Origin of the sequence: Dickeya oryzae (assembly GCF_009372235.1) — a bacterium.
GTDB lineage: Bacteria > Pseudomonadota > Gammaproteobacteria > Enterobacterales > Enterobacteriaceae > Dickeya > Dickeya oryzae.
This window is the reverse complement of sequence record NZ_ML762920.1, coordinates 1,076,046-1,097,427: the sequence shown is the minus strand read 5'-3', so window position 1 is coordinate 1,097,427 and position 21,382 is coordinate 1,076,046. Positions and strand designations below refer to the sequence as shown.

Annotated in this window: 21 protein-coding genes; 11 read left to right on the top strand and 10 right to left on the bottom strand. The window is 48.6% G+C overall.

The window, feature by feature from the left end:
* Positions 1-386: 386 nt before the first annotated feature.
* From FAZ14_RS04870 to uidA, 6 genes are all read left to right on the top strand, one after another.
* Positions 387-2,333 (top strand): BglG family transcription antiterminator, encoded by a 1,947-nt coding sequence (locus FAZ14_RS04870; protein ID WP_235914440.1) that lies wholly within the window; start codon positions 387-389, stop codon positions 2,331-2,333.
* A gap of 109 nt (positions 2,334-2,442) precedes the next feature.
* A complete protein-coding gene (locus tag FAZ14_RS04865) occupies positions 2,443-2,769 on the top strand; it encodes a PTS lactose/cellobiose transporter subunit IIA (RefSeq protein ID WP_153508115.1) in 327 nt (108 codons plus the stop codon).
* 12 nt (positions 2,770-2,781) lie between these two features.
* A complete protein-coding gene (locus FAZ14_RS04860) occupies positions 2,782-3,087 on the top strand; it encodes a PTS sugar transporter subunit IIB (RefSeq protein WP_016941720.1) in 306 nt (101 codons plus the stop codon).
* 57 nt (positions 3,088-3,144) lie between these two features.
* Positions 3,145-4,413, top strand: a complete 1,269-nt coding sequence (locus FAZ14_RS04855; protein ID WP_016941721.1) for a PTS sugar transporter subunit IIC — start codon at positions 3,145-3,147, stop codon at positions 4,411-4,413.
* Between the two features lie 278 nt (positions 4,414-4,691).
* On the top strand, positions 4,692-5,966 hold the full coding sequence (uidC, locus tag FAZ14_RS04850) for a glucuronide uptake porin UidC (protein WP_016941722.1): 1,275 nt from the start codon (positions 4,692-4,694) through the stop codon (positions 5,964-5,966).
* A gap of 48 nt (positions 5,967-6,014) precedes the next feature.
* A complete protein-coding gene (uidA, locus tag FAZ14_RS04845; protein ID WP_153508114.1) occupies positions 6,015-7,784 on the top strand; it encodes a beta-glucuronidase in 1,770 nt (589 codons plus the stop codon).
* A gap of 180 nt (positions 7,785-7,964) precedes the next feature.
* Here uidA and FAZ14_RS04840 read toward each other — a convergent pair whose 3' ends face one another.
* Positions 7,965-8,813, bottom strand: coding sequence for a helix-turn-helix transcriptional regulator (locus tag FAZ14_RS04840; RefSeq protein WP_153508113.1), 849 nt, complete (start codon positions 8,811-8,813; stop codon positions 7,965-7,967).
* Between the two features lie 187 nt (positions 8,814-9,000).
* Between FAZ14_RS04840 and FAZ14_RS04835 the strand changes: the two genes are divergently transcribed.
* The gene (locus FAZ14_RS04835; RefSeq protein WP_016941725.1) at positions 9,001-9,582 is read left to right on the top strand and encodes a YbhB/YbcL family Raf kinase inhibitor-like protein; all 582 of its coding nucleotides are present in this window, start codon (positions 9,001-9,003) and stop codon (positions 9,580-9,582) included.
* Positions 9,583-9,642: 60 nt separating this feature from the next.
* On the opposite strand, the gene FAZ14_RS04830 is transcribed toward FAZ14_RS04835, so the two are convergent.
* Positions 9,643-11,118 carry a carboxylesterase/lipase family protein gene (locus FAZ14_RS04830; protein ID WP_029456382.1) on the bottom strand — a complete coding sequence of 492 codons (1,476 nt, stop codon included), beginning with the start codon at positions 11,116-11,118 and terminating at the stop codon, positions 9,643-9,645.
* A 111-nt stretch (positions 11,119-11,229) separates the two neighbouring features.
* Here FAZ14_RS04830 and FAZ14_RS04825 point away from each other — a divergent pair, with 111 nt between their 5' ends.
* On the top strand, positions 11,230-12,138 hold the full coding sequence (locus FAZ14_RS04825) for a LysR substrate-binding domain-containing protein (RefSeq protein WP_016941727.1): 909 nt from the start codon (positions 11,230-11,232) through the stop codon (positions 12,136-12,138).
* Here FAZ14_RS04825 and FAZ14_RS20255 read toward each other — a convergent pair.
* The 3 genes from FAZ14_RS20255 to FAZ14_RS04815 are packed head-to-tail and all read right to left on the bottom strand — an operon-like array spanning position 12,101 to position 13,768.
* Positions 12,101-12,241 (bottom strand): hypothetical protein, encoded by a 141-nt coding sequence (locus tag FAZ14_RS20255; protein WP_235914465.1) that lies wholly within the window; start codon positions 12,239-12,241, stop codon positions 12,101-12,103. The two genes, FAZ14_RS04825 and FAZ14_RS20255, sit on opposite strands and share 38 nt — an antisense overlap.
* Before the next feature lie 41 nt (positions 12,242-12,282).
* Entirely contained in the window at positions 12,283-12,594 is a 312-nt protein-coding gene (locus FAZ14_RS04820; protein WP_338084599.1) for a hypothetical protein, read from the bottom strand.
* A 10-nt stretch (positions 12,595-12,604) separates the two neighbouring features.
* Positions 12,605-13,768, bottom strand: coding sequence for a DSD1 family PLP-dependent enzyme (locus FAZ14_RS04815; RefSeq protein ID WP_016941729.1), 1,164 nt, complete (start codon positions 13,766-13,768; stop codon positions 12,605-12,607).
* Between the two features lie 102 nt (positions 13,769-13,870).
* On the opposite strand from FAZ14_RS04815, the gene FAZ14_RS04810 reads away from it, so the two are divergent.
* Positions 13,871-14,782 carry a LysR family transcriptional regulator gene (locus FAZ14_RS04810; protein WP_016941730.1) on the top strand — a complete coding sequence of 304 codons (912 nt, stop codon included), beginning with the start codon at positions 13,871-13,873 and terminating at the stop codon, positions 14,780-14,782.
* A 50-nt stretch (positions 14,783-14,832) separates the two neighbouring features.
* Here the strand turns inward: FAZ14_RS04810 and FAZ14_RS04805 are convergent, their stop codons facing one another.
* The gene (locus FAZ14_RS04805; RefSeq protein WP_016941731.1) at positions 14,833-16,053 is read right to left on the bottom strand and encodes an MFS transporter; all 1,221 of its coding nucleotides are present in this window, start codon (positions 16,051-16,053) and stop codon (positions 14,833-14,835) included.
* Between the two features lie 315 nt (positions 16,054-16,368).
* On the opposite strand from FAZ14_RS04805, the gene FAZ14_RS04800 reads away from it, so the two are divergent.
* Positions 16,369-16,710, top strand: coding sequence for a zinc ribbon domain-containing protein YjdM (locus tag FAZ14_RS04800; protein ID WP_016941732.1), 342 nt, complete (start codon positions 16,369-16,371; stop codon positions 16,708-16,710).
* 103 nt (positions 16,711-16,813) lie between these two features.
* Here the strand turns inward: FAZ14_RS04800 and FAZ14_RS04795 are convergent, their stop codons facing one another.
* The 4 genes from FAZ14_RS04795 to FAZ14_RS04780 are packed head-to-tail and all read right to left on the bottom strand — an operon-like array spanning position 16,814 to position 19,779.
* Positions 16,814-17,539, bottom strand: coding sequence for a GGDEF domain-containing protein (locus tag FAZ14_RS04795; RefSeq protein ID WP_016941733.1), 726 nt, complete (start codon positions 17,537-17,539; stop codon positions 16,814-16,816).
* Positions 17,540-17,543: 4 nt separating this feature from the next.
* Positions 17,544-17,963 (bottom strand): DUF1987 domain-containing protein, encoded by a 420-nt coding sequence (locus FAZ14_RS04790; protein WP_016941734.1) that lies wholly within the window; start codon positions 17,961-17,963, stop codon positions 17,544-17,546.
* 2 nt (positions 17,964-17,965) lie between these two features.
* Positions 17,966-18,517, bottom strand: a complete 552-nt coding sequence (locus FAZ14_RS04785) for a SiaB family protein kinase (protein WP_016941735.1) — start codon at positions 18,515-18,517, stop codon at positions 17,966-17,968.
* 17 nt (positions 18,518-18,534) lie between these two features.
* Complete coding sequence (locus FAZ14_RS04780) at positions 18,535-19,779, bottom strand: SpoIIE family protein phosphatase (RefSeq protein ID WP_016941736.1); 1,245 nt, start codon at positions 19,777-19,779, stop codon at positions 18,535-18,537.
* A 506-nt stretch (positions 19,780-20,285) separates the two neighbouring features.
* Between FAZ14_RS04780 and FAZ14_RS04775 the strand changes: the two genes are divergently transcribed.
* A complete protein-coding gene (locus FAZ14_RS04775) occupies positions 20,286-20,870 on the top strand; it encodes a hypothetical protein (RefSeq protein ID WP_016941737.1) in 585 nt (194 codons plus the stop codon).
* The last annotated feature ends 512 nt before the right edge of the window (positions 20,871-21,382 follow it).

Genomic DNA, 21,382 nt, shown 5'->3' with positions numbered 1-21,382 from the left:
TGGCACTGTCTCTATATTTTCAGCCGCTACGAAAATGTCGTCTCCATTCTCTGAATGGCGACCTCTCGGCAGGTAATATTGTCGGGTACGATTCCGTGTATTAGTGGGTTTGTATATATCCAGTCTTTTAATATGCGGAGTGACTCTTTGAGTCAACTGAATTGTGTTTAATAACCGTGAACGGTAATGCGTGGCTATGTATTAACGTGATTTTTGGTGATAGAGCATTTTATTTTTTGTTCTTATTAGTCTCTTATCATTGATAAGAGAGTGTTTTTGTGTGACGAGGATCAAAAAAACAACCCTTATGTCCAAATGATTACCAGAACTTCATGGTGACGGCTTGGGTGGAGTTTCCTGATTAAGGGTGATAGAGTCAAATTGGGGTGAAACATGATGATTATTATAAAGGGGATGAGATGTATAGTAAATTATCAGTCCTTTTTAATGAGTTGCTTGATGGTGAGTATCATACTGCTCGTGATTTGGCAGCCAGGATTACTGTTAGTGAAAAAACAGTTCGTAGTAGATTAAAAGATCTTAATGATTTTTTAATTTCACATGGTGGAATGATTACATCAAGATCTAATATGGGGTATAAACTTGTTGTTGATAATCATGATGATTTTAATGAGTTTGCCATTTCACTCGGTAAGGATATTAAAGGGCCGCATCCAACAACCTCAAATGAAAGAGTTTTCTTTATCCTGAATTTCCTTTTAAATCGTAATGACTATATAAAATTAGATGATTTATGTGACCAGTGTTATGTCTCTCGTAATACGATTAGTGCGGATATGAAAAAAGTAGAATATATACTTCACATACATCATCTTATTTTAGAGAGACGCCCTAATTATGGGGTTATTATCAATGGGAGTGAATTTAATAAAAGAGTTTGTATCGTTAACAATCTTATAAGACGCAGTGATTATATGAACACTGACGGTAAGAAAGATGAGAAATTAAAGATTATTGGTAATGTTGTTTTGTCTGTTTTATATAAGTATGAGTTGCGTATATCAGAGGTTTCATTAGAGAGTTTTATTTCGCATATTTTTATTGCTGTATATCGACTTCAGCAAATGCAACTGGTCGCTATTGATGGTGATCGAATAATGGAAATGATGAAGCCAGATGTGCTTGTTGCAGCAAACGAGATCTCACATGCTATTCAAGAGGCATTTCAGATTGTGTTGCCTGAAAGTGAGGTTTTATATATTTCACTGCATATGGGAGCAAAACTATCTTCTGATTCTTATAAGAAATCAGGAGGGAATATCATCATTTCAAGGAAAATTGATGAATTGACATGGAGAATGTTAGAGATTTTATATAAGAGTTTCAAGATCGATTTCATGGATAATCTTGAATTAAGAATGTCGTTGAATCAGCATATGGTGCCATTGGATATAAGAATGCAGTATGGTATTCCACTTAGTAATCCATTATTGCATGAAATCAAGAAGGAGTATGCATTTGCTTATACTATGGCTGCAACGGCATGTATTGCGCTCTCTGAACACTATGCTACCAAAATCCCAGACGATGAAGTCGCTTATTTTGCAATTCTTTTTGAGCTGGCTTTGGAGAAAAAAGATAAGAATATTGATAAGAAAAATATCATTGTAGTGTGCTCATCAGGCAAAGGCACGACTCAATTATTTATGTATAAGTATAAGCAGGCCTTCGGGAAATATATCGATAGAATTTATGAGTGTACCGCCTGGGAGTTATCGCTATTCGATTTTTCAAAAAATAGCATTGACTATATATTTACAACTATCCCTATTAATGTTGATGTGCCGGTTCCTGTTTTTGAGGTGAGTCTTTTTCTTGAAAATAAGGATATAGCCACATGTAGTGAGATATTTGAAAGTAGTAGTAATACTTTTCTTAATAGATATTACCTTCCCGAGCTTTTTTTTATGGATATCGATGCTTCGACTAAAGAAGAGGCCCTTGATATATTATTTCGATATACAAGTAAACACCATCAGTTACCGGAAGGGTTTCTTGATGCGGTAATGAAACGTGAAATGCTGGGACAAACTGACTTTGGTAATTTAGTTGCCATTCCTCATCCCTTTCAGGTCATGACTGAGGTGAGTTTTGTCACTGTAGGAATCTTAAAAAAGCCCATTTGGTGGGGACATAATGAGGTACAGATCGTTTTTCTCATCTCTATCTCTTCCGAAGAAGATGCCGATATAGGCCGTTTTTATCAACTGACAACAAAATTATTATTTGATGCTGAGGCTATCAATAAACTGATTGCTAATCAATCATTTGATGTGATGATGATGTTGCTGAAAGGTTTGCCGACATCATGAGTAGATTGCAATATTGACCAGATTAAACATGGTAAATCTTCCGCTGGAGAATGTGATTGCCGGTCGCTAAGATTGCCTTAAATAGCCATAGTGAGCAGGAGGAGTATTAATGATGGAAATTAGCCTGGAAGATATTATTACAGAGTTAGTGGTAAACGGTGGTAGTGCTAAGAGTAAAGCTATGCAGGCAATGAAAGCAGCGCGGATGGGGAATTTCGATATAGCAGAAATACGCATTGCCGAAGCGAATGAGTCTTTGCAACAAGCGCATTTTTTTCAAACTGAATTGATTCAGGCTGAGGCGCGTGGAGAAAAAAAAGCTTCTGTTTCACTTATCATGGTTCATGGTCAGGATCATTTAATGAATGCGATGACAACCAGAGATATCGCTCTTGAAATGATAGAAATGTACAAGATGATTAAAAATAAGGAATAGCAAGGAGAGTCTATGATTCATATTACTTTGGTTTGTGCTGCGGGCATGTCAACCTCCATGTTGATGGCGAGAATGCAGCAAAGTGCTAAAAGCAAGAGTATTGATGCTAGCATTATTGCAATGCCAGAGGAGAAGTTTAAAAGCTATAATGGTCAAACGGAAATACTATTGTTGGGTCCACAAATTTCTTATCTTGAAGATGATTTAAGAGAAAAATATGAACCTCGTGGAATAAAGGTTTCTGTTATTGATATGGTTGACTATGGAACCATGAATGGTGAAAAGGTATTAATGGATGCACTAAGTCTGTTGAATTAATTTCAATTGAAAAAGTATTAATTTTCACGGTTCAATATTCGTAGCCAGGGGAGCCCTATGTCTAATTTTGATAGAAAAAAGATAACCAGTAAAATCCATCCTGTAGTAAATAAAATTCAGACCAGTAAACTGGTGAATGGCATTACAGGAGGAATGATGGGGGCAATGCCTATTACTATATTAGGTGCATTTGCTGCATTGTTTTTAAACCTACCAATCCCAGCCTACAAGGAGTTTATCATACAGGCAGGCATTGCTGGGGCATTAAAAACAATTATCATGTTCACTACTAATTTCCTGGCTGTTATATTTGGTGTGACTATTGCTGGGAGTTATGCGAAACAGCATGATGAAGATGGTTTGTTTTGTGGGCTGCTGGCGCTACTGAACTTTTTTATCGTTACACCAGTCGATTTTTCTGAAAAAGGATTGCCGTTGATTCCCATGCAGTGGCTGGGAGGTACAGGTATATTCACTGCTATTGTCGTTAGCCTGTTATCAACATGGATCTATATTTTTTTGAAACGCCAGGGATTCACTATAAAAATGCCGGAAAGCGTTCCTCCCGTTGTTTCAAGTAGTTTTAGTAGCCTGATTCCTGGATTTGCATCTATTATATTTTTTACGGCAGTCTCTGTTGTTTTTACCATTACGCCATTTAAAAGCCTGCATCAATTTATCTATGCATTTCTGCAGCTTCCGTTGCAAGGTGTCGGCGGGAATATTGTTTCCATCATAATACTGTGGACTTTGGCGCAGTTACTGTGGTTTATGGGTATTCATGGCACAATGGTAATTTATTCTGTCGTTTTGCCTATTTTTACCGCAATGGATGCCGTGCAACTTTCAGCATATTCTGCCGGTGAGGCATTGCCTAATATTACTGGTCGCTCATTCGTCAGTACTTATACGATGTCTGCCAGTGCTATTGGTTTGACACTGCTTATGCTGTTTTTTTCAAAAAGTCAGCAGTTTAAAACATTAGGAAAATTGACAACAATTCCAGCATTGTTCGGTATCAGCGAACCTCTGGTGTTTGGTACGCCTATGGTTTTTAATTTTCGCTTTGCCATTCCATTTATCTTTATGAATGCTATCAGTTTGGGTATTGCTTATCTGGTTACTTATATAGGCCTGGTACCAAGAGTCGCAGGGATAACACCAATAACAGGCATGCCGATTATATTGAGCGGTATTATGGAAGGAAGTTGGAAGATTGCTGTGTTACAGGTTTTTTTAGTCGGTGTGCAAATTCTGGTTTGGTACCCGTTTTTCAGAAGAGCAGATAACGCCTCTTATGCTTTAGAAATGGGTGAGAAAAAATAAACACAATAGCAGGTTACTCTGATTAGTAATTATATCCTAAATGATTCGAGTTGAGTGGAAGGCATATTGATGTTTCTAAAGCGCTATGCCTTAGTTCTTTAACGTGAAGCCTATTTATGTATAGGGCAATAACACTAATTCATCTTTCACGTGAAGTATGATGTCGATATCAATTAAATTAAATGATTTGCCAGATGTGTTTTAATTCTGCTTAACCGTGTATCTGGTATTTATCATTATTTTAAATAAAAACCTCATGTACTCTATAGAGAATAATTATGATGAAGAATAGAAAGTTATCCATTTTGTTTTTTATTTTGGTGTCTGGCACATTAGCAGTACAGGCCGCGGAAATTAATGATAATGAGGATTCATTAAGGATTCGTCTAAAAAATGATTTCCGGCGTGCAGATCGACCCAGTGCTGGTGCTGCATCAAGAGATATTTATGGGTGGGTTCAGGGGACGATGCTTGATGCCAATACCCATTATTATTCTGATTTTATCGGAGCCGAAGCCGGGGGGTATTATGTTTATAAACTAGGTGCGAAAGCGCGTTGGAGTACCCGTGGATATCTTGCAGACTATGACAGCTTTGGTCTTGCTTCCGGTGCGATCAAGCTAAAGCCAACAGATAATATCTATGTAAAAATAGGCCGTTTTGGTACTGATAATGGTTATGGTAGTTTGCCATATCGAGTTCCGCTTATTGCGTCCGGCTCAACGAGAACCATGCCAACACTTTCTGAAGGTGTCATTGGTCGTTATGATGTCGATAAAAATATTGATATATGGGCTATGTACAGAACCCGTGTATTCCTCTGGCCTGATGCGGCTGTGGGGGTTCGCAATGAAGGGATCTATAACTCTGCGACAGGTCGCTATGATACAAAACGTGCCCGTTCTTTTTTAGCGGGTAGTTGGCATGACGATAGTAGTCGTTATTCCCTCGGAGGTTCATGGCAAAGTGATGTTTCATCTCAATATGAAGCAATTGTTGAGAAAAAATTCTCTCTCGAAAATAAAGATACGATAAAAGTAGAGCTACTTGCATTCCACGCAATGCTGGATGGGGTTTCGCGCTCTCGCAGTACTCATGATAATACTCAGGTATATTCGGGGCAGGTAACTTACAGTATGCCAAAATTAAGCTTCTTTGGCGCTGCTGGTATGGTCACCCATGCCATGAATAATATTGGCTCCAATGTGGATACAGATATTGGATATCCTAATTCTCTTAGCATTGATAGAAACAAAGAAGATATGTTTTCTTTCCAGGCCGGGGTGCAATATTTTTTTCAGCCTAACTTTAGTGTAATGATTGCACCACTTATTACCCATGGGTATGAGGATGCCAATAGAACCATTGAAATTAACGGACGGGGTATTCTTACCGGGGTGTTCTATAACATAAAAGAAGGGCCACTCTCAGGTGTGAAAATGTATGTGGCATCCGATGTGGCAAAAGAAAAAAGAAATGGTAGCAAACTCGGCAATGAGTTGAATTACTGGGATGTAAAAGCAGGAATACAGTACGATTTTATGTGGAAGTAAATACTGTGTTTGTCTTCTCGATATGAAAAGCCACCAGAAGGAATCGCAATGTTAAAACCAATAGAGTCAGAATCCCGAGAATATAAACTGCTCGATGGTCTGTGGGCGTTTAAAGTTGATAGTGACAGACAAGGATACACGCAAACATGGTGGAAAGCGCCTCTTGAGGGTGGACGTAAGATTGCTGTTCCCGCAAGTTATAACGATCAATTTTCCGATGAGAGTGTGCGTAACCATGTTGGTGATGTGTGGTATCAGACGGAAATATATATACCGAAGGGGTGGAATCAGCAACGTATAGTACTGCGTTTCGATGCTGTGACGCATCGCGGCACGGTATGGCTGGATGATGAGCAAATTATGTGTCATCAGGGGGGATATACACCTTTCGAAACGGATATTAGCGCCCTGATCGGTTCGAAACGGACTGTACGTATTACGGTATGTGTGAATAATGAACTGTCATGGCATACGATCCCACCAGGGGTTGTCGTGGAAGAACATAATGTGCGTAAGCAGCACTACTTTCATGATTTCTTTAATTATTCCGGTATTCATCGGCATGTATGGCTGTATACCACGCCACACCAGTTTATCCGTGACATCACGGTTAATACACATTTCCTGGATGATGTCAGTAAAGGCTATGTGCAGTATCACATTGATGCGCCCGGTGCGGTGATCTGTCAGTTGATGGACAGAGAAGGAACCATCGTCGCGCAAAGCGAAGGGACTCAAGGGCGACTTGAGGTAGCTCACCCCATACTCTGGCAACCAGGGAAGGCTTTTCTATATCGGTTGAAAGTGATAGCAGGGGATGACTGTTACGAGCTTCCCGTTGGTATTCGCTCGGTTCGTGTGGATGGAGACCGTTTTTTAATCAATAACCAGCCCTTTTATTTCACCGGATTTGGTCGGCATGAAGATGCCGATTTCCGTGGTAAAGGGTTTGATAATGTTCTGCTGGTACATGACCATGCACTCATGACGTGGGTGGGTGCTAATTCTTACCGAACCGCTCATTATCCTTATGCCGAAGAAATGCTGGATTGGGCTGATGAACATGGCATTGTGGTGATAAATGAAACCCCAGCAGTAGGATTTAACGTTTCATTGCCGATGATCCGTAATTTTACGCGGCCAGAAAAACTCTTTTGTTCTGAAGCCATCAATGAGGTAACTCAGCAGGCTCATCTCGATGCTATACACGAATTAATATCCCGGGATAAAAATCATCCATCGGTGGTTATGTGGAGTATCGCCAATGAACCAGATGCGCGCGAACCGGCCAGTCGGGATTATTTCTTGCCCCTTGTTCAGGCAACAAAGGAACGGGATCCTACTCGTCCGATTTGCTGTGTTAACATCACCAAATCCTCATTGCAGGAAGATCAAATCAGCGATCTGTTTGATGTACTGTGCCTGAATCGCTATTACGGCTGGTATGAGAATCCGGCTGATCTGGAGGCTGCAGAGAAAACGCTGGAAAGCGAACTTATTGCTTGGCATGAGCATCATAAAAAACCCATTATTATCACTGAATATGGTACCGATACGCTTTCAGGGCTGCATTCGGTATATAACGAAATGTGGTCTGAGGAATATCAATGTGCATTTCTTGAAATGTATCACGGCGTATTTGATCGGCTGCCATTTGTAGTGGGCGAGCATGTATGGAATTTTGCTGACTTCGCTACTTCGCAAGGCATCATTCGTGTAGGCGGAAATAAAAAAGGGGTTTTTACACGAGACAGAAAACCGAAATCCGCAGCCTTTTTACTAAAAAAACGCTGGACGAAAATGTTGTCGAGGCCGTAGTACGTATCAGGTCATGTAAAAATCCACCACTTCGAGAGGTGGATTTTTACTTATAACACCGACTATTCGTTAATACTGTACGGGAGTTGAAGGCGCTGGTTGTCAATACATCGATCAACGCCAGTGCGTGGTGGACCTAATATTCTGTGGAGATAGTAACGTATAAGATATCAGAACTCATCACCTGCGTAATGCCGAGGGCACGATGCCGAAGCGGCGGCGGAAAGCGGCAGTGAATTTGCTGTGAGATTCGTAACCGACATCAAGGGCGATGGCGGCAACCGAGCGTGCAGATGACTGCAATAACACCATGGCGGTTTCCAGCCGGGTTTCCCGTACGCAGCGGGTAATGGTGTTGTCTTCCTGCGCCAGTCGGCGGTTTAAAGTGCTGATGGTGGTGGCGAGCGCTTGGGCTACCCGACCCGATGACCAGTCGTCATACGGGCGTTGTGCCACCAGCCGGCGCACGCGCTCACTCCAGTTCATTGTCTCTGGCGGGGCCAGAACCACACCGGCGTGTTCAGCCAGTAGCAACAACACCTCCAACATTCTGTGTTCACTCAGTGAGGCTGAACTGCCTGTATCACGTAGTGCGTCGACAGTGCGTAAAAACGCGGTCTTGATAGCAAGGTTATCCGTCACTCTGGCGACGCGGCGTAGTGGCTCCTGTGCGGCAAACTGACCGAAAGACTGATAAAAGCGTGCTATCGTCTCGGGTTGCAGGTTGAGGATCTGCGCCACATAGCGCCCCTGTGGGGCCGGGTCGTTGACAACATCCCATTGGGTGCCACGCGGCAATATAAATATTTCTCCAGGTGCAAAATCACTGCGGCCTTCCGGTGCCAGCAACTGCTTGGTGCCAGAAACGACTAACCCAATCAGGTCAGCCCGAATAACCACGGTGCGTAATGCGTATTGGCTGCGGGCCACAATCTGATGCAAAAGCAGCGGGCTGGTGGCGGCGTGTGGCGGAATAGGCTCGACGGGATTCGTCAGGGACAGGGCAGTATGATGGTGGGTTAGCGTCATCCCGTATCGTTATCCGTGGTGAAAATGGAGCAGAGATTGCACGAACCGGAACAACGGGAACAAGGGCGGTTCGCTACTATTGTTATCACAGTTTTAGTGTGTGCTGACACTCATCGTCAAGCGTTGCCGTTTGGAAAAGGGCGGTGAGTGACGGTCCAAGCCTACCATGAATAACAGGAGTATCGATATGAGAACCGGTTTGCGGATGAGCCGTTCCTGCGTTTCATTATTTGCTGGTGCCATCATGACTGCCGCCGCAGCCCATGCGGATACGCTGACGTTGTCCAGCCCGGCAATTGCGCCGAACAGTACGCTGCCTGCCAGCTTTGAATTTAACGGTTTTGGCTGCAGTGGGCAGAACCAGTCCCCTGCGCTGAACTGGCATGGCGCACCGGCAGGTACCCAGAGTTTTGCCGTCACCGTTTATGACCCGGACGCACCGACAGGGTCTGGCTGGTGGCACTGGATGGTTATCAATATTCCCGCAAATGTAAACAGCCTTGCCACTAACGCAGGCGAGATTGGCGGTAAGCACTTGCCAACCGGCGCTAGCCAGGTGCGTATTGACTACGGGGTGGCGGCATGGGGTGGGGTCTGCCCGCCAGCGGGTGACAAACCGCATCGGTATATTTTTACCGTCTACGCTTTGAAAGCCAAAACACTGGATGTGCCTAAAGACGCGAATCCGGCACTTGGCGGCTTTATGATTAACGCCAATACGCTCGCCAAAGCCAGTTTCACGGCTTACTACGGCCGTGCGGCGCAATAATCAATAATAACAGCGGCAATCCCCGCACGGTGGCGGGGGTTGTTGACGGACGACTGCCGTTTATTGGATGTGATGAAACACGCTGGTGCGGTTATCGAAATGCATTACCGCACACTGTTTCTGATAACTGGGCCAGTGTGGTGTGTTTTCTCCGCACGGGGTTCCGGTATGAACAAATGCACTCAGCGCCTGTTGGAAACACAGGGTTAGCGATCTCACAACCTGCGGATCCGCATGGTGCAGCATGGGAGCAGACGACCAGGTATCCAGGTTCCCGAATAGGAAAGGCAGATCGAGACAGTGGCCTGCGCCGAGCCCTTCCTGTGGTGATTGCCAGTCAAAATGGTAGAAGTAAGTTTGTGCCTGGCCGTGCTTCACCTGACTGCCAACAAACTGGAATGTCGGGTCGATGAAGTCGACATCGCTTCGCATATCGGCGAGCAGATTGCGTGGGGTGGCTGGCATTCTTCTGGCTCTGTTTGCTTTCAGTATCGCTGGGCCTTTGGTCGGGCCATACTGTTTTTCAAACAGCATGGCCACTTGGTCATCGGTAAGGGTGTTAAGCGGAGAGTCACCGACCGAGAAGGAAAAATGCTCCTCTCGGGTGATGCCCACCAGCGTATGACACCAGGCGGCACTGCCAGTAATGATCGCCTTCAATGGATCGCACGTAATGATGTTGCCATCGATAACCGGCATAAAGGGGGGCGTCACATCCCCGGTTACTTCACCTGATGGTTTCATTCGCGCCAGAGCGGCCAGCAACGTACTGGCGGAAGGCTCCAATAATTTTTCCAACGCATCTGGCGGGTATCCCAGTTCACGCAGTAACGCGGAACGAAAGGTCGTGGATTCTTCGGCGGTTTTCAGCGGTAAGCCAAGTGGTGCGCTCATTAGAATCGCCTGATCAAACAGTGACGGGCCGAGTTCGGTTCCCAGCATCACTGCGATACTGTAAGCCCCTGCGGATTGACCGGCAACGGTGACCTGTGATGCATCGCCACCGAACGCACCAATGGCCTGACGAACCCATCGCAGCGCGGCAATCTGGTCGTGATGTCCCAGATTGACAGCACCCCATTCAGGGATTGGCATAAATCCCCACAGCCCCAACCGGTAATTGATGGTAACGACCACCATCCCGGTGTTTTTGGCTAATTCATGGCCGTTATAGCACGGTAGCGATCCACCTCCAGTCATGAATGCGCCGCCGTGAATAAACACCAGTACCGGGGCTGGCTGCTCCAGATCACGGGGAGCCCAAATGTTGATATGCAGGCTGTCTTCAGACTGTGCCGCTTCGTAAGCACCCATCACGGCATCAAGGCGTGAAGGTAATTGCGGGAATACCGGGCCGGGCGAGGTGGCATCGTAAATATCGTCCCAGCATGGGGGCGCTGAGGGTTTCTCAAACCGGTTGACACCGGTACGTGGCTGAGAGTATGGCACCGCGTTGAACGCCATAATCCCATCAAGACAGGTGCCGCGAATTTTACCAAAACGTGTGTCGATAATGACATTATCTGCTGTGTTCATGTTGGGCATTTCATCGTACCTCAGTCCAGGTTAGTGCTTACAGTATACGGTTGAGTGCGTGATGAGGTTGTTCTACTATTGAGGTTGTTTCGTCCCGAATTTGGAACTATTGTGGATAGTTTGGATGATCTGTATCTGTTTAAGCAGGTTGTTGATTTTGATGGTATTTCATCTGCATCTCGCCAGTTGGGTATCGCTAAATCGACACTGTCACGCCGGATTAATGCGCTGGAGTCACGCTTAGGGGTTCGCTTGTTTCATCATGGGCCTCGGCAGTTCCAACTCACGACATTCGGTCAGTTTTGCTATGAAAAATGCGTGGTTTTGGCACATCAGGCGGAACAGATTCATATTATGGCGGAGCAATCGCGCGAGCATCCGGTAGGGCGGTTGCATGTGATTTGTCCACCGATGATTGGTTCACGGGTGATTGAAGCTATCGCGACGGAATTTGCCTGTATGGCACCTGATGTCCACCTTCACCTGGAAGAGACCACTGGTCGGTATGACCCCCGCAGCGCACAAGCAGATGTGGTTATTTATCCGTCGTTTAAACCGTTGGCAGATTCTACATTGGTTGCCCGACGAATTTTCACTTCCTCGTATATGTTGGTTGCTCGCCCCGAGCTATTGGCCGATAAACCGGTAGTAGATCATCCACAAGCATTGGCGTCGGTCAATTGTCTGGGGCTGGGAGAACGTTCTGGCGACTGGGTATGGGAGTTAAGAAACGAGCAACAGGTGTTCCAGTTTCGTTTTAAGCCGGTTTTCACTTCCACCCAGCCGACCGCACTGTTGCAGGCTGCGCTTCACGGGCTGGGAGTCGCCTCGTTACCCACGTTACTGTGTCAGGATGACCTGCAAAAAGGTAACCTGACACAGGTTTTAACGTCGTGGCGTCCTAAGTCTGTCACCTTTTTTGCTATTCATCCCGGCAGTAAGGCGATGACGGCGGCGACTCGGGCATTTTTGGATCTGTTGGTCACGCGAACCCGCCATCTTGATGATGGTGGGCGTTAATCACTGATTTCGCTATATACAAATCCTGAATCGCCAGGCCGGAACTGTCGAAAACGGTGATATCAGATGCCGCTTCCCGGCCGCTGATTTTACCTGCCAGCACATCGGTGGCAACCGCATCGGCTGCCGCGGTGCGATAAGCGTTTAGCGTACCGGCTTCAACCGCCGCATGATAACCCCCCGCGACTGGTCGAAAAGGAAAATGATTGAGTTATGGCACGGCAGGCCATCAGCGGCATTGCCTGGCCAGTAAGAGCCCACTTTAAGCCCGGCCAGATCCGGCGTCGCGCCTGATTTCACGGTAAATCGGTTATTGGCGTCGGAACCGTGACCGTGAACGACGGGAAAAAGGGCGGTAGCAGGATGTACCGCATCGATCAGTGCAGCGCGCACTGCCTCATAAGCCATCGCGTGGCTGGCTAATGCGGCACTGGTTTTTTCGTTAATCATAAGCATGCTGATGTCCTCACCATCCACCAAAACGTGACCATTGCGCCAGCGGCGCATCGGCCTGAGCGGGAATGACATGATAGGTATCGAACTGGCCTGCTGTCGCACAGGCGTGATTCGGCAGAATACGCAGTCGTGTGCCGACTGGCAGATGTGGCAACGCAGCGGTGCTGCCGGGGCGTAATGCAAGGATGCCGTGCTCCTGATTCGCGGCGGTGACGATAAGGTCGGGAATGATCTGTCCATTGCTATCACAGACGAGGCCGTAACCCTGATCGACCGCCTGACTGGCGGTACCGCGATCACGTGAGAGCGCCATCCAGCCTGCATCGACCATAATCCAGCCACGCGCCGCCTGATGGCCGATAACGGTGGTCAGCACCGACAGGGCGATATCGTCAGTGCGGCATACGCCGATCCCGGCCATGACCAGATCGAAAAAGACGTAGACACCGGCGCGGACTTCGGTCACGCCAGCCAGATTGCGGGCGGCATGTGCGGTAGGCGTGGAGCCGATGCTGACGACAGGGCAAGGCAACCCGGCCTGACGCAGGTGGTCGGCTGCCGTCACAGCCGCGTTACGCTCCTGCTCGGCAAAGACGGCGTGGGCGCTGGCACCGGCTACGTTGTAGCTTTCTCCTGCGTGGGTCAGTACGCCGCGCAACAACCCGCCGCCTTCATGCAGTACACGCCCTGTCTCAATGAGTAGCGGTGATGTGGGTGGTAAACCGCTGCGGTGACCATCGCTGTCGATTTCCAGTAAGGCCGGGATGCTGACGCCATAGGCGTGAGCGGCGGCGACTACGGCTTGTGCCTGTTCGATGGAATCCAGCAGGACGGTCAGGTTACAACCTGCTTTTATCAGGTGTGCGGCGCGGCCCAGTTTCTGCGGTGCAATCCCGACGGCGTACAGAATGTCGTTGATGCCGGATTCAAAAAAAACCTCGGCCTCACGTAATGTCGAGACGGTTGCCGGTCCGGTGCCGTTAGTCAGCAGACGGCGGGCAACCTCTGGCGATTTTGCCGTTTTCAGGTGAGGGCGCAGGGTGATACCAGCCAGTTCCGGGCGATTTCGCAGTCGGGCGATGTTAGACAGCATGATACTTTCGTCGAGGATAAGCGACGGTGTCGGTAACGTCGCCAGTTGTTCGGTGCGTGTCGGTTTTTCGTTCCACGTCATAAATGCAGTTCTCATTTTTGCTCTGTCGGTATGAGATTTTTACTGTGTTGGCATTTAGAATGGAATTTATCAAAACTGTATCTATCATTAAGATGAATATTAATGATTACCTCACGAGACCTGCATTTCTTTTCCATTCTGGCCAGTTCGCCGTCTCTGGCGGCAGCCGCTCGGGCGCTTGATGTTACGGCACCGGCGGTTACGCAGCGGCTGCAAGCGCTTGAGCAGCGTTTAGGCGTCCAGCTTGTCGATCGCTCCAGTCATCGCTATCACCTGACCGCCGAAGGCGCGCTACTGGCGGAGAAAGGGGCCGATGTGCTTGATCAGATTGAAGGAATTGCAGCCTTACTCGCCGAACGTCGAAATGAAGTGATCGGCCCATTGCGGATACTGGCCCCGTTGGGATTTGGGCGAGCTTATGTGGCTGAAGCCGTGGCTCGCATGTGTCGACAGTTTCCGACGATTCAACCTTCACTGATGCTGTCAGACGCGCCGATTGGTACGCTGGATACCGACGATTGGGATGTGCTGATCCATGTTGGCCCGCTGACGGATTCCAGTCTGGCATTGCGGTCACTGGCACCCAACCGCCGTATTCTGTGTGCCGCACCGGACTATCTGGCGAAATACGGCTGGCCTGAGCATCCGCGGGATCTGCACCTTCATGTCTGTGGGGTATTGCGTGAAGACCGTGCGGATGCGTCGTTGTGGGGCTTTATCCGCCGTGATGGTAGCGAAACGAACACGGTGCGTATCAGACCGGCTTTCACCAGTAATGACGGCGAAGTGGTCAGGCATTGGGCTGTTGCCGGGCTTTGCCTGATTCAGCGTTCCGAGTGGGCCGTCGCGGATGATTTAAACGCCGGACGGCTGGTTGAAATCATGCCAGAGTGGAGCCTGCCAAACGCGGATGTTGTGGCGTTACTGGGGCCGCGTGCGGGACGGGCGGCTCGCATGGAGCGGTTCGTGAATATACTCAAAGCGATGCTGGAACCAGCGCCCTGGCGCACCTAACGGCTGTCATCTCTGGCCGAAAACCACCTTTTGCATGTCCACGGCCTGTCTCAGGCATTTTCTCCCGCTTCGAGCGTTTGGCGCTGGGTGAGTGTGGGGAAGCATTTCATCCACAGCGCGACGACCAGCAAGGTGCCAATTCCCCCGACGACGATAGCCGGTACGACCCCCAACCAGGCCGCCGTCACGCCGGATTCGAATTCCCCCAGTTGATTCGATGTGCCAATAAAGATGGAGTTGGCGGCACTTACCCGGCCACGCATGTCGTCCGGTGTTTCCAGTTGCACCAGCGTTGAACGGATGACGACGCTTATCATGTCAGATGCGCCTAACAATAGCAGGGCGAGCAACGACACAAACAGATTGGTGGACAGGCCAAACGCGATGGTGGCGATGCCAAATATCGCGACGGCGGAAAACATGATTTTTCCAACATGGCGGGTAAGCGGGTGTCGGGTCAGGTAAACCGACATCAGCACGGCACCGAGCGCGGGCGCGCAGCGCAGCAACCCTAATCCCCACGGGCCGGTGTGCAGGATATCTTTGGCGACGATTGGCAGTAGCGCAGTAGCGCCACCCAGCAACACGGCGAACATGTCCAGCGAGATAGACCCCAGAATCACCGGATTACGGCGGATAAAATTCATGCCGCCAAACAGCGTTTCCAGGCTTACCGGTGCGCGAGCGGGCGCTTTGTACTCATAGCGCAGGTTGAGCAACACCAGAAATGACATCAGAAAGCAGGCTACGCTGGCGCTATACAGCGTGGTAGCGCCGATGAGGTAAATCACCCCGCCCAGTGCCGGGCCTACGATCACCGTCGCTTCACGGGCCGAGGCCATCAACGCCACGGCGCGAGACAGTTGGTTGGGGGCGATCAGATTCGGCAAGAGCGCTTGGGTGGCGGGCATTTCGAAGGCTCGTGTCGCCCCCAGCAGCGCGGAACACGCATAAATCATGGTGGCGCTGATGGTGTGGGTGACGTTGCCCAGTACCAACACCAGTATGGTGGCTGCCATCAACAAGCGGCAACAAAGGATAATCACCCGGCGGTTGTACTGATCGATGGTATGACCGGCAACCAGCGTCAGCGCTAACTGTGGCAGGAACTGCGCCAGCCCGACCAGACCCAAATTCAGCGCGCTGTTCGTCAGGTCATACATTTGCCAGCCAATCCCGACCACCAGCATCTGAAACGCAAAAGAGGACGCGATTTGTCCTAACCAAAAGCACAGAAAGGTGGGGTTTTTGAGTGGGGACGCGATTTCCACAGGGTGTTATCCATGCCAGTTGTTGTAATGAGACGTGTTCAGTGTACCCAACTTATTGTTTTATTAAACTGAAGTTTGCTCCACAGATGTAAGGAAAAGATAACCATTGACCCATGCCTTTCATGGTGCGTTGTGGTAATGAGAAAAGTGAATAAATTGAGTGGCTTTGATGAAAATGGTGGGCGAATATCAGTTTGTATGACTCTTTTTGCTGACAGTGTTGAGTAAAAGACGATAAAATAATGAACACGAAATTTATTATGTATTGATATATTTAAAATTTATCAAACTTATTTGGTATTAATGAGGATTATTATGCAACAGTTGCCTGCTTGCCCTAAATGTCAGTCTGAATACACCTGGCAGGATGGCGCAATGCTGAATTGCCCGGAGTGTGGACACGTATGGTCGATGGAGGGTGACGCGGGGGCTCAGGAGGAAGGGCTGGTGGTGCGTGACGCCAACGGTAACCTGCTGGCAGACGGCGACACCGTTACCGTCATCAAGGATCTCAAGGTTAAAGGAAGCTCGTCGACATTGAAAATCGGCACCCGTGTGAAAGGGATTCGTCTGGTGGAAGGCGATCACAACATCGATTGTAAGATCGAGGGTTTTGGCGCAATGAAACTGAAATCTGAATTTGTGAAGAAAAACTAAGTCTGTCCCCGCCTCATCCGGCGGGGCGTACTGCCCGACACAGTGTGGGGTAGTACGGTGAGGTACGGTGAGGTACGGTGAGGTACGGTGGGCTACCCGTGGGTTAGCTGGCAGTATCGATCGGTATATAGTCCACCCGGTTACGGCCCTGGTGTTTGGCCCGGTATAACGCGGCGTCGGCCGTGCCGTACAAGGTATCGAATCCGGTATGCGGCGGTGCCCAACTGACGCCGAAGCTGGCGGTGACCTGATGTTCAGGCAGCGGTTCCAGCGGTGAGTGATTCAGACTGGCGTGGATATGCTCGGCGATATCTACCGCCGCCATCAGCGTGTAGCCGTCCAGCAGGATGGTGAACTCCTCGCCGCCGACGCGTCCAATACTGCCTTTCCCTTGTAATACATCACGAATACGAGCAATTAGCGAGCAGATGACGGCATCACCGGTTGGATGGCCGTAGGCGTCGTTGACCTGTTTGAAATGGTCGATATCCAGCACGATCAATGCCGCCTGATCCTGCTCCAGCGCGTGATCGACCAGGTCGATGATCGCGCTGCGGTTGAAGACGTCGGTCAGTGGATCATGTGTGGCTTTGTACTCCAGTTCCACCGCCAACTGATGCAATTGGGTATTCAGGCGGGTCAGCTCGCGCTCCGCCCGATCGCTACGGGTGATCAGCCGGTGGGTTTCACGTACCAGACGTTGGTAGTGTTCTGCCAGCATAATCAGGCTTTCCCGATACACCTCCGCTGGCATGTCGGCCTGAGCGGCGATATTACGCGCCGACAGCAGGATGTCATATTCGGGGGTGAACAGTTCGTAGCTACTCATGCCGTTACTCCAGAATGTGGGGGTGGAATTCGAGTGCAGAAAAGTCGATATGCAGCTCTTGTCCAAACTCCTCGGCGATGTCATCGTCCTGGTCGTAATACCAGTGCAATGCAATAGGAAGCTGCTGCTGGGCGGCCTTGTCGAGAATATTGAACAGGCTAAAAAGCATCTTGGTGCTGGAGCTATTGAAGTAGGGCAGCGATACATGCACGTCAATGCGCGTTGGCGAGGAGGGGAGTGCGGCAAGACATGCTTGCAGGTAGTGTTGTACCCGTTCAATCAGCGGGCCATAAAATGCCGCGGCGTTTTCCGGGTAAGACTCGCCGGAAAGTGAAAGCTGATGTGTATCAAAGCGAAAATCCACGGTCGGCGTGCTGGCTGTGCCGGTAATATGGAGATTGTTCGTTGTTATTATGTCTGTCATGGTTAAATCACCGCCTTCAGATAAAACGTGGAGAGCCCGGTGGCGTCGTCGCTACGAAAGGTGAACTGCAGTGGCTCGCTGGCGTCGCGGGCCACGGTCAACAGACCAATGTCCGCCCCTTTGCTGGAAGCCGGAATGTCTTCACGCAGCGAGGTCTTATAGGCAAGTCTGATTTCATCAAGTGTCATCGTGCACAGCGGTTCCAGCCGCTGGCGAAGTATCTCCGCATCTGCCGGGTATACCCGATTGGCGCTCAATAAAAAGTATTTTCCCGCTTCAACGCCGATACACACCGAGCCATGACGGATTTCATTGGTCTGCTCTTCCGTCGTCAGTGCTGAGGCAGAATAGTGGATGATGTTTTGCACCATTTCCACAAAACTGGAAAACAGTTTGCGGCGCACGCTGGGCGGCACCCGGCTTTTTTCCAGTTGTAAGCGCACTGTTTCTGCCAGTGAGCAGATAATGTTTTGTGAAAAGTACCCCACATAGTACAGCGCGATATCCTGCTGTTGGGTGAGGTCGAAGAATTCAGCGTACTTCGTTTCAGACATGTTCCGGTTTTACCTGGTTAAACGTGTTCATGGTGCCTGAAGCCCCAAAATGTAAGATCGTCTCGTCGTGCCTGCGTTCCTTGCCAGGCGCGATGGTGTTGTAAGAGTTGAGTAGCAAGCTGACTCATCGGCAGTTCCCCGAGGCGTTGCAGCAGATTTTGCAGGCGACGTTTGCCGAATTTAATCTGCCGTTCGCCGCCTATCTGGTCGAGTAAGCCATCGGTGGCGGCGAAGAACAGATCCTGCGCTGACAATGGGCGCTGAAACGCCGGCCAACTGTAGTCATAGGGCGTATTGGTATAACCGACGCCCATCCGGTCGCTATCCAGCGTCAGCAGGTCACCGCTTTGCGCATCGGTCACGAATGCGGTCATACGCGCGCTGGCCCAGTTAAGGGTCTGTTCGGTGGTATTCACGTAGACCAGCAGCGCGTCGCAACCATCATCGGAAGCGGACATCTGCCCCGGGTAGCCGCTTTTCTGACCCAATGTATCTTTGATGTATCGATTGATGCTGCCCAGCAACTGCCCCGTCTGGTCCGGGCGGTATTGCGCCAGTGCCTGTTCCAGCGCTGAATTGAATATCAATGTCATAAAGGCACCCGGCACGCCATGCCCCGTGCAATCGGTAAGCACGGCCAGCCAACCTTGTTCATATCGCCGGAAGGCATAGCAGTCACCCCCGACGCAGTCGCGCGGTTCCCACACCAGACACCAATCCTGCAAGGTGGCTTCCAGTGTTTGACGGAATGGGGTCAGCATCGCCCCCTGAATGACGCTGGCGTACTCTATGCTTTGGACTATCTGTTGGTGCTGGCGCACATGGGTGTCCGACACAATGCGGAACAAATCGATACCCAGGCCGATACCGAGGTAGTGGCCGTTTTCGGTAATAATGAAGCCGTCAGCCAGAAAGCGTTCACCGCTGATGACCGCCTTGTCCGCAACATCGCTCAAGGAGGCTGAGGCCTCGACGATAAGCGGCGTTTTATCCATAAACGCGATGCAGCTTTTTCGGTCATACAGCTCACGGTAATAAGGCCGTGACATTTGCGACAGGAAACTATGGCGGTTGATCAGGCCAAATGGGCGTCCGTCTTCCACGACAGGCAGGCTAACCAGGTCTTTGTGGCGGCTGAACAACTGCAATACAGTGGCGTTATCGGTGGAGGGAGAGACATCCGGCGTGGTGATACACAAGTCGCGTGCGCTTGGAAAGGAAACGAAACGTAACCGATGTTCCTGTGGCGGTAAGGCGCTCATTGTCTTGTCTTTCTGGGGAATTAGGCTATCGTCACGGTAGCAGCTGCAGATGACGAAAACATGACAGCTCGCTGAAATGCTAAGGAACTGTCAGGTTTCTCTTTACAGTTATGGCTAAATATTTCTGATGCGCTCGTTTTGTGAGCGTTTTTATGCTTTTTTCGTATTAATGAAAAAATAAAATGGCCGATATATTTTAGGAGTGGATCTGTATTTATCTATTTCGTTCACACGGTGTGAAAAATGAGATGGCACCGTGTGGTTTGTAAACCACTCTTTCTATTTCCTGATAGTTTTAGACGGTACCACCTGTAAATAATGTGAGTGAAGGAAGGCCAATATCACTTGACGTATGAAGGGTATGTCCGGGGGTAAATCTGTTAAGCCGTCTTTTTGATATATGTTTTGGCAGGTATGTTGTTTTTTTTCGGTGTATTGGTGTTACGTCGCGGTAGTAAATCAGTGCCCTTAGAGGCATGTTTTCGTTAGAAAAAAGGAGTGATATCGTGGTTATATCAGGCATTCAGAATCAAAACATTACATCGTCTTCCTATCCACAGCAGACTTATGTTGCGAATAGTAGCTCAAGTGACAGCAACGATGCTCTGGGCGCTAATCAGTCTGTTTCCCTGAAAACAGGGAAAACAAATGATTCGCTAAATAATCAGTTTCAGGATAATAATTCCAACGATGTTACTGATACGCGTGATCGTAGTGCATCATCACTGGACGAGCGTTTAGCTAAAGAAAAATTACAGAAACAGCACAATGAATCCACTGTGGAGCGCTCATTGCGGATGACCGGTATCCCGCTGTATGGCGGCGTGCTGGTGTCTGTCGTGAAATATCCTGATGGTCAGAGTGAAAGTTATAATGTATTTACCGGGAAACGTATTTCATCTACGGATCCCACTCTGAGTGGTGTACGTGCGCCAGCGAGTGCGGCTGAGTTTGGTTATTATAGCCAGGGCTTATATAGCGGCATGTCGGCAGCGGAAGTGTACGAGAAAATACAGCATCTATTGAACGCAGGTTCTGGTGATGTTGCCTGGAAATTGCCGGGAAGCAGCGAATTGCCGCAAACTAGTTGATATGCAAAGGTATTGCTGACGATTTATTCTATATTAAATAGCATTAATAGCCTGATTTATTATCAGGTGGTTATCTATTTTTGAATTTTATTCCTTTGGTCTTTTCAAACACAGGGTTCATGTTTTTTCATGAACAATGCTTTTTCATGTCACTGGTTTTTCATGGATATCGGTTTTTCATGGACAGCCGTTTCTCCCGGCTTGCTCAGCTACATTCCACGCCAGTAAGTTCCTGTCTCTGATGGCCTCGTCACCGCTTATTTTCTTATTGGTTACAATGAGATGTTCTAATTACAGGTATATACCCTTCATACTTCAAGTTGCAGGTGTGTTGGCTGCGTTACTCGGCCCATCAATGGGCCTCGCCCTTCGGGCCGCTGCAAGCAGCGTTCAAATCGGCGTATGCCGATTTGTCGTTCACCCGAATCACTTACCTGAGTAAGCTCATCGGGATGAAATGAGAGACATCCTGTCTCTCACCAGAGGCCAGCCGTTGGCTGGTCAAATTCGTT

Bases quoted from the DNA above. Each gene is read 5' to 3' on its own strand.
- FAZ14_RS04865 (WP_153508115.1), top strand. From the start codon at position 2,443: ATGATGGAAATTAGCCTGGAAGATATTATTACAGAGTTAGTGGTAAAC.
- FAZ14_RS04860 (WP_016941720.1), top strand. From the start codon at position 2,782: ATGATTCATATTACTTTGGTTTGTGCTGCGGGCATGTCAACCTCCATG.
- FAZ14_RS04855 (WP_016941721.1), top strand. From the start codon at position 3,145: ATGTCTAATTTTGATAGAAAAAAGATAACCAGTAAAATCCATCCTGTA.
- uidC (WP_016941722.1), top strand. From the start codon at position 4,692: ATGATGAAGAATAGAAAGTTATCCATTTTGTTTTTTATTTTGGTGTCT.
- uidA (WP_153508114.1), top strand. From the start codon at position 6,015: ATGTTAAAACCAATAGAGTCAGAATCCCGAGAATATAAACTGCTCGAT.
- FAZ14_RS04840 (WP_153508113.1), bottom strand. From the start codon at position 8,813: ATGACGCTAACCCACCATCATACTGCCCTGTCCCTGACGAATCCCGTC.
- FAZ14_RS04835 (WP_016941725.1), top strand. From the start codon at position 9,001: ATGAGAACCGGTTTGCGGATGAGCCGTTCCTGCGTTTCATTATTTGCT.
- FAZ14_RS04830 (WP_029456382.1), bottom strand. From the start codon at position 11,118: ATGAACACAGCAGATAATGTCATTATCGACACACGTTTTGGTAAAATT.
- FAZ14_RS04820 (WP_338084599.1), bottom strand. From the start codon at position 12,594: ATGCTTATGATTAACGAAAAAACCAGTGCCGCATTAGCCAGCCACGCG.
- FAZ14_RS04815 (WP_016941729.1), bottom strand. From the start codon at position 13,768: ATGACGTGGAACGAAAAACCGACACGCACCGAACAACTGGCGACGTTA.
- FAZ14_RS04810 (WP_016941730.1), top strand. From the start codon at position 13,871: ATGATTACCTCACGAGACCTGCATTTCTTTTCCATTCTGGCCAGTTCG.
- FAZ14_RS04800 (WP_016941732.1), top strand. From the start codon at position 16,369: ATGCAACAGTTGCCTGCTTGCCCTAAATGTCAGTCTGAATACACCTGG.
- FAZ14_RS04795 (WP_016941733.1), bottom strand. From the start codon at position 17,539: ATGAGTAGCTACGAACTGTTCACCCCCGAATATGACATCCTGCTGTCG.
- FAZ14_RS04790 (WP_016941734.1), bottom strand. From the start codon at position 17,963: ATGACAGACATAATAACAACGAACAATCTCCATATTACCGGCACAGCC.
- FAZ14_RS04785 (WP_016941735.1), bottom strand. From the start codon at position 18,517: ATGTCTGAAACGAAGTACGCTGAATTCTTCGACCTCACCCAACAGCAG.
- FAZ14_RS04780 (WP_016941736.1), bottom strand. From the start codon at position 19,779: ATGAGCGCCTTACCGCCACAGGAACATCGGTTACGTTTCGTTTCCTTT.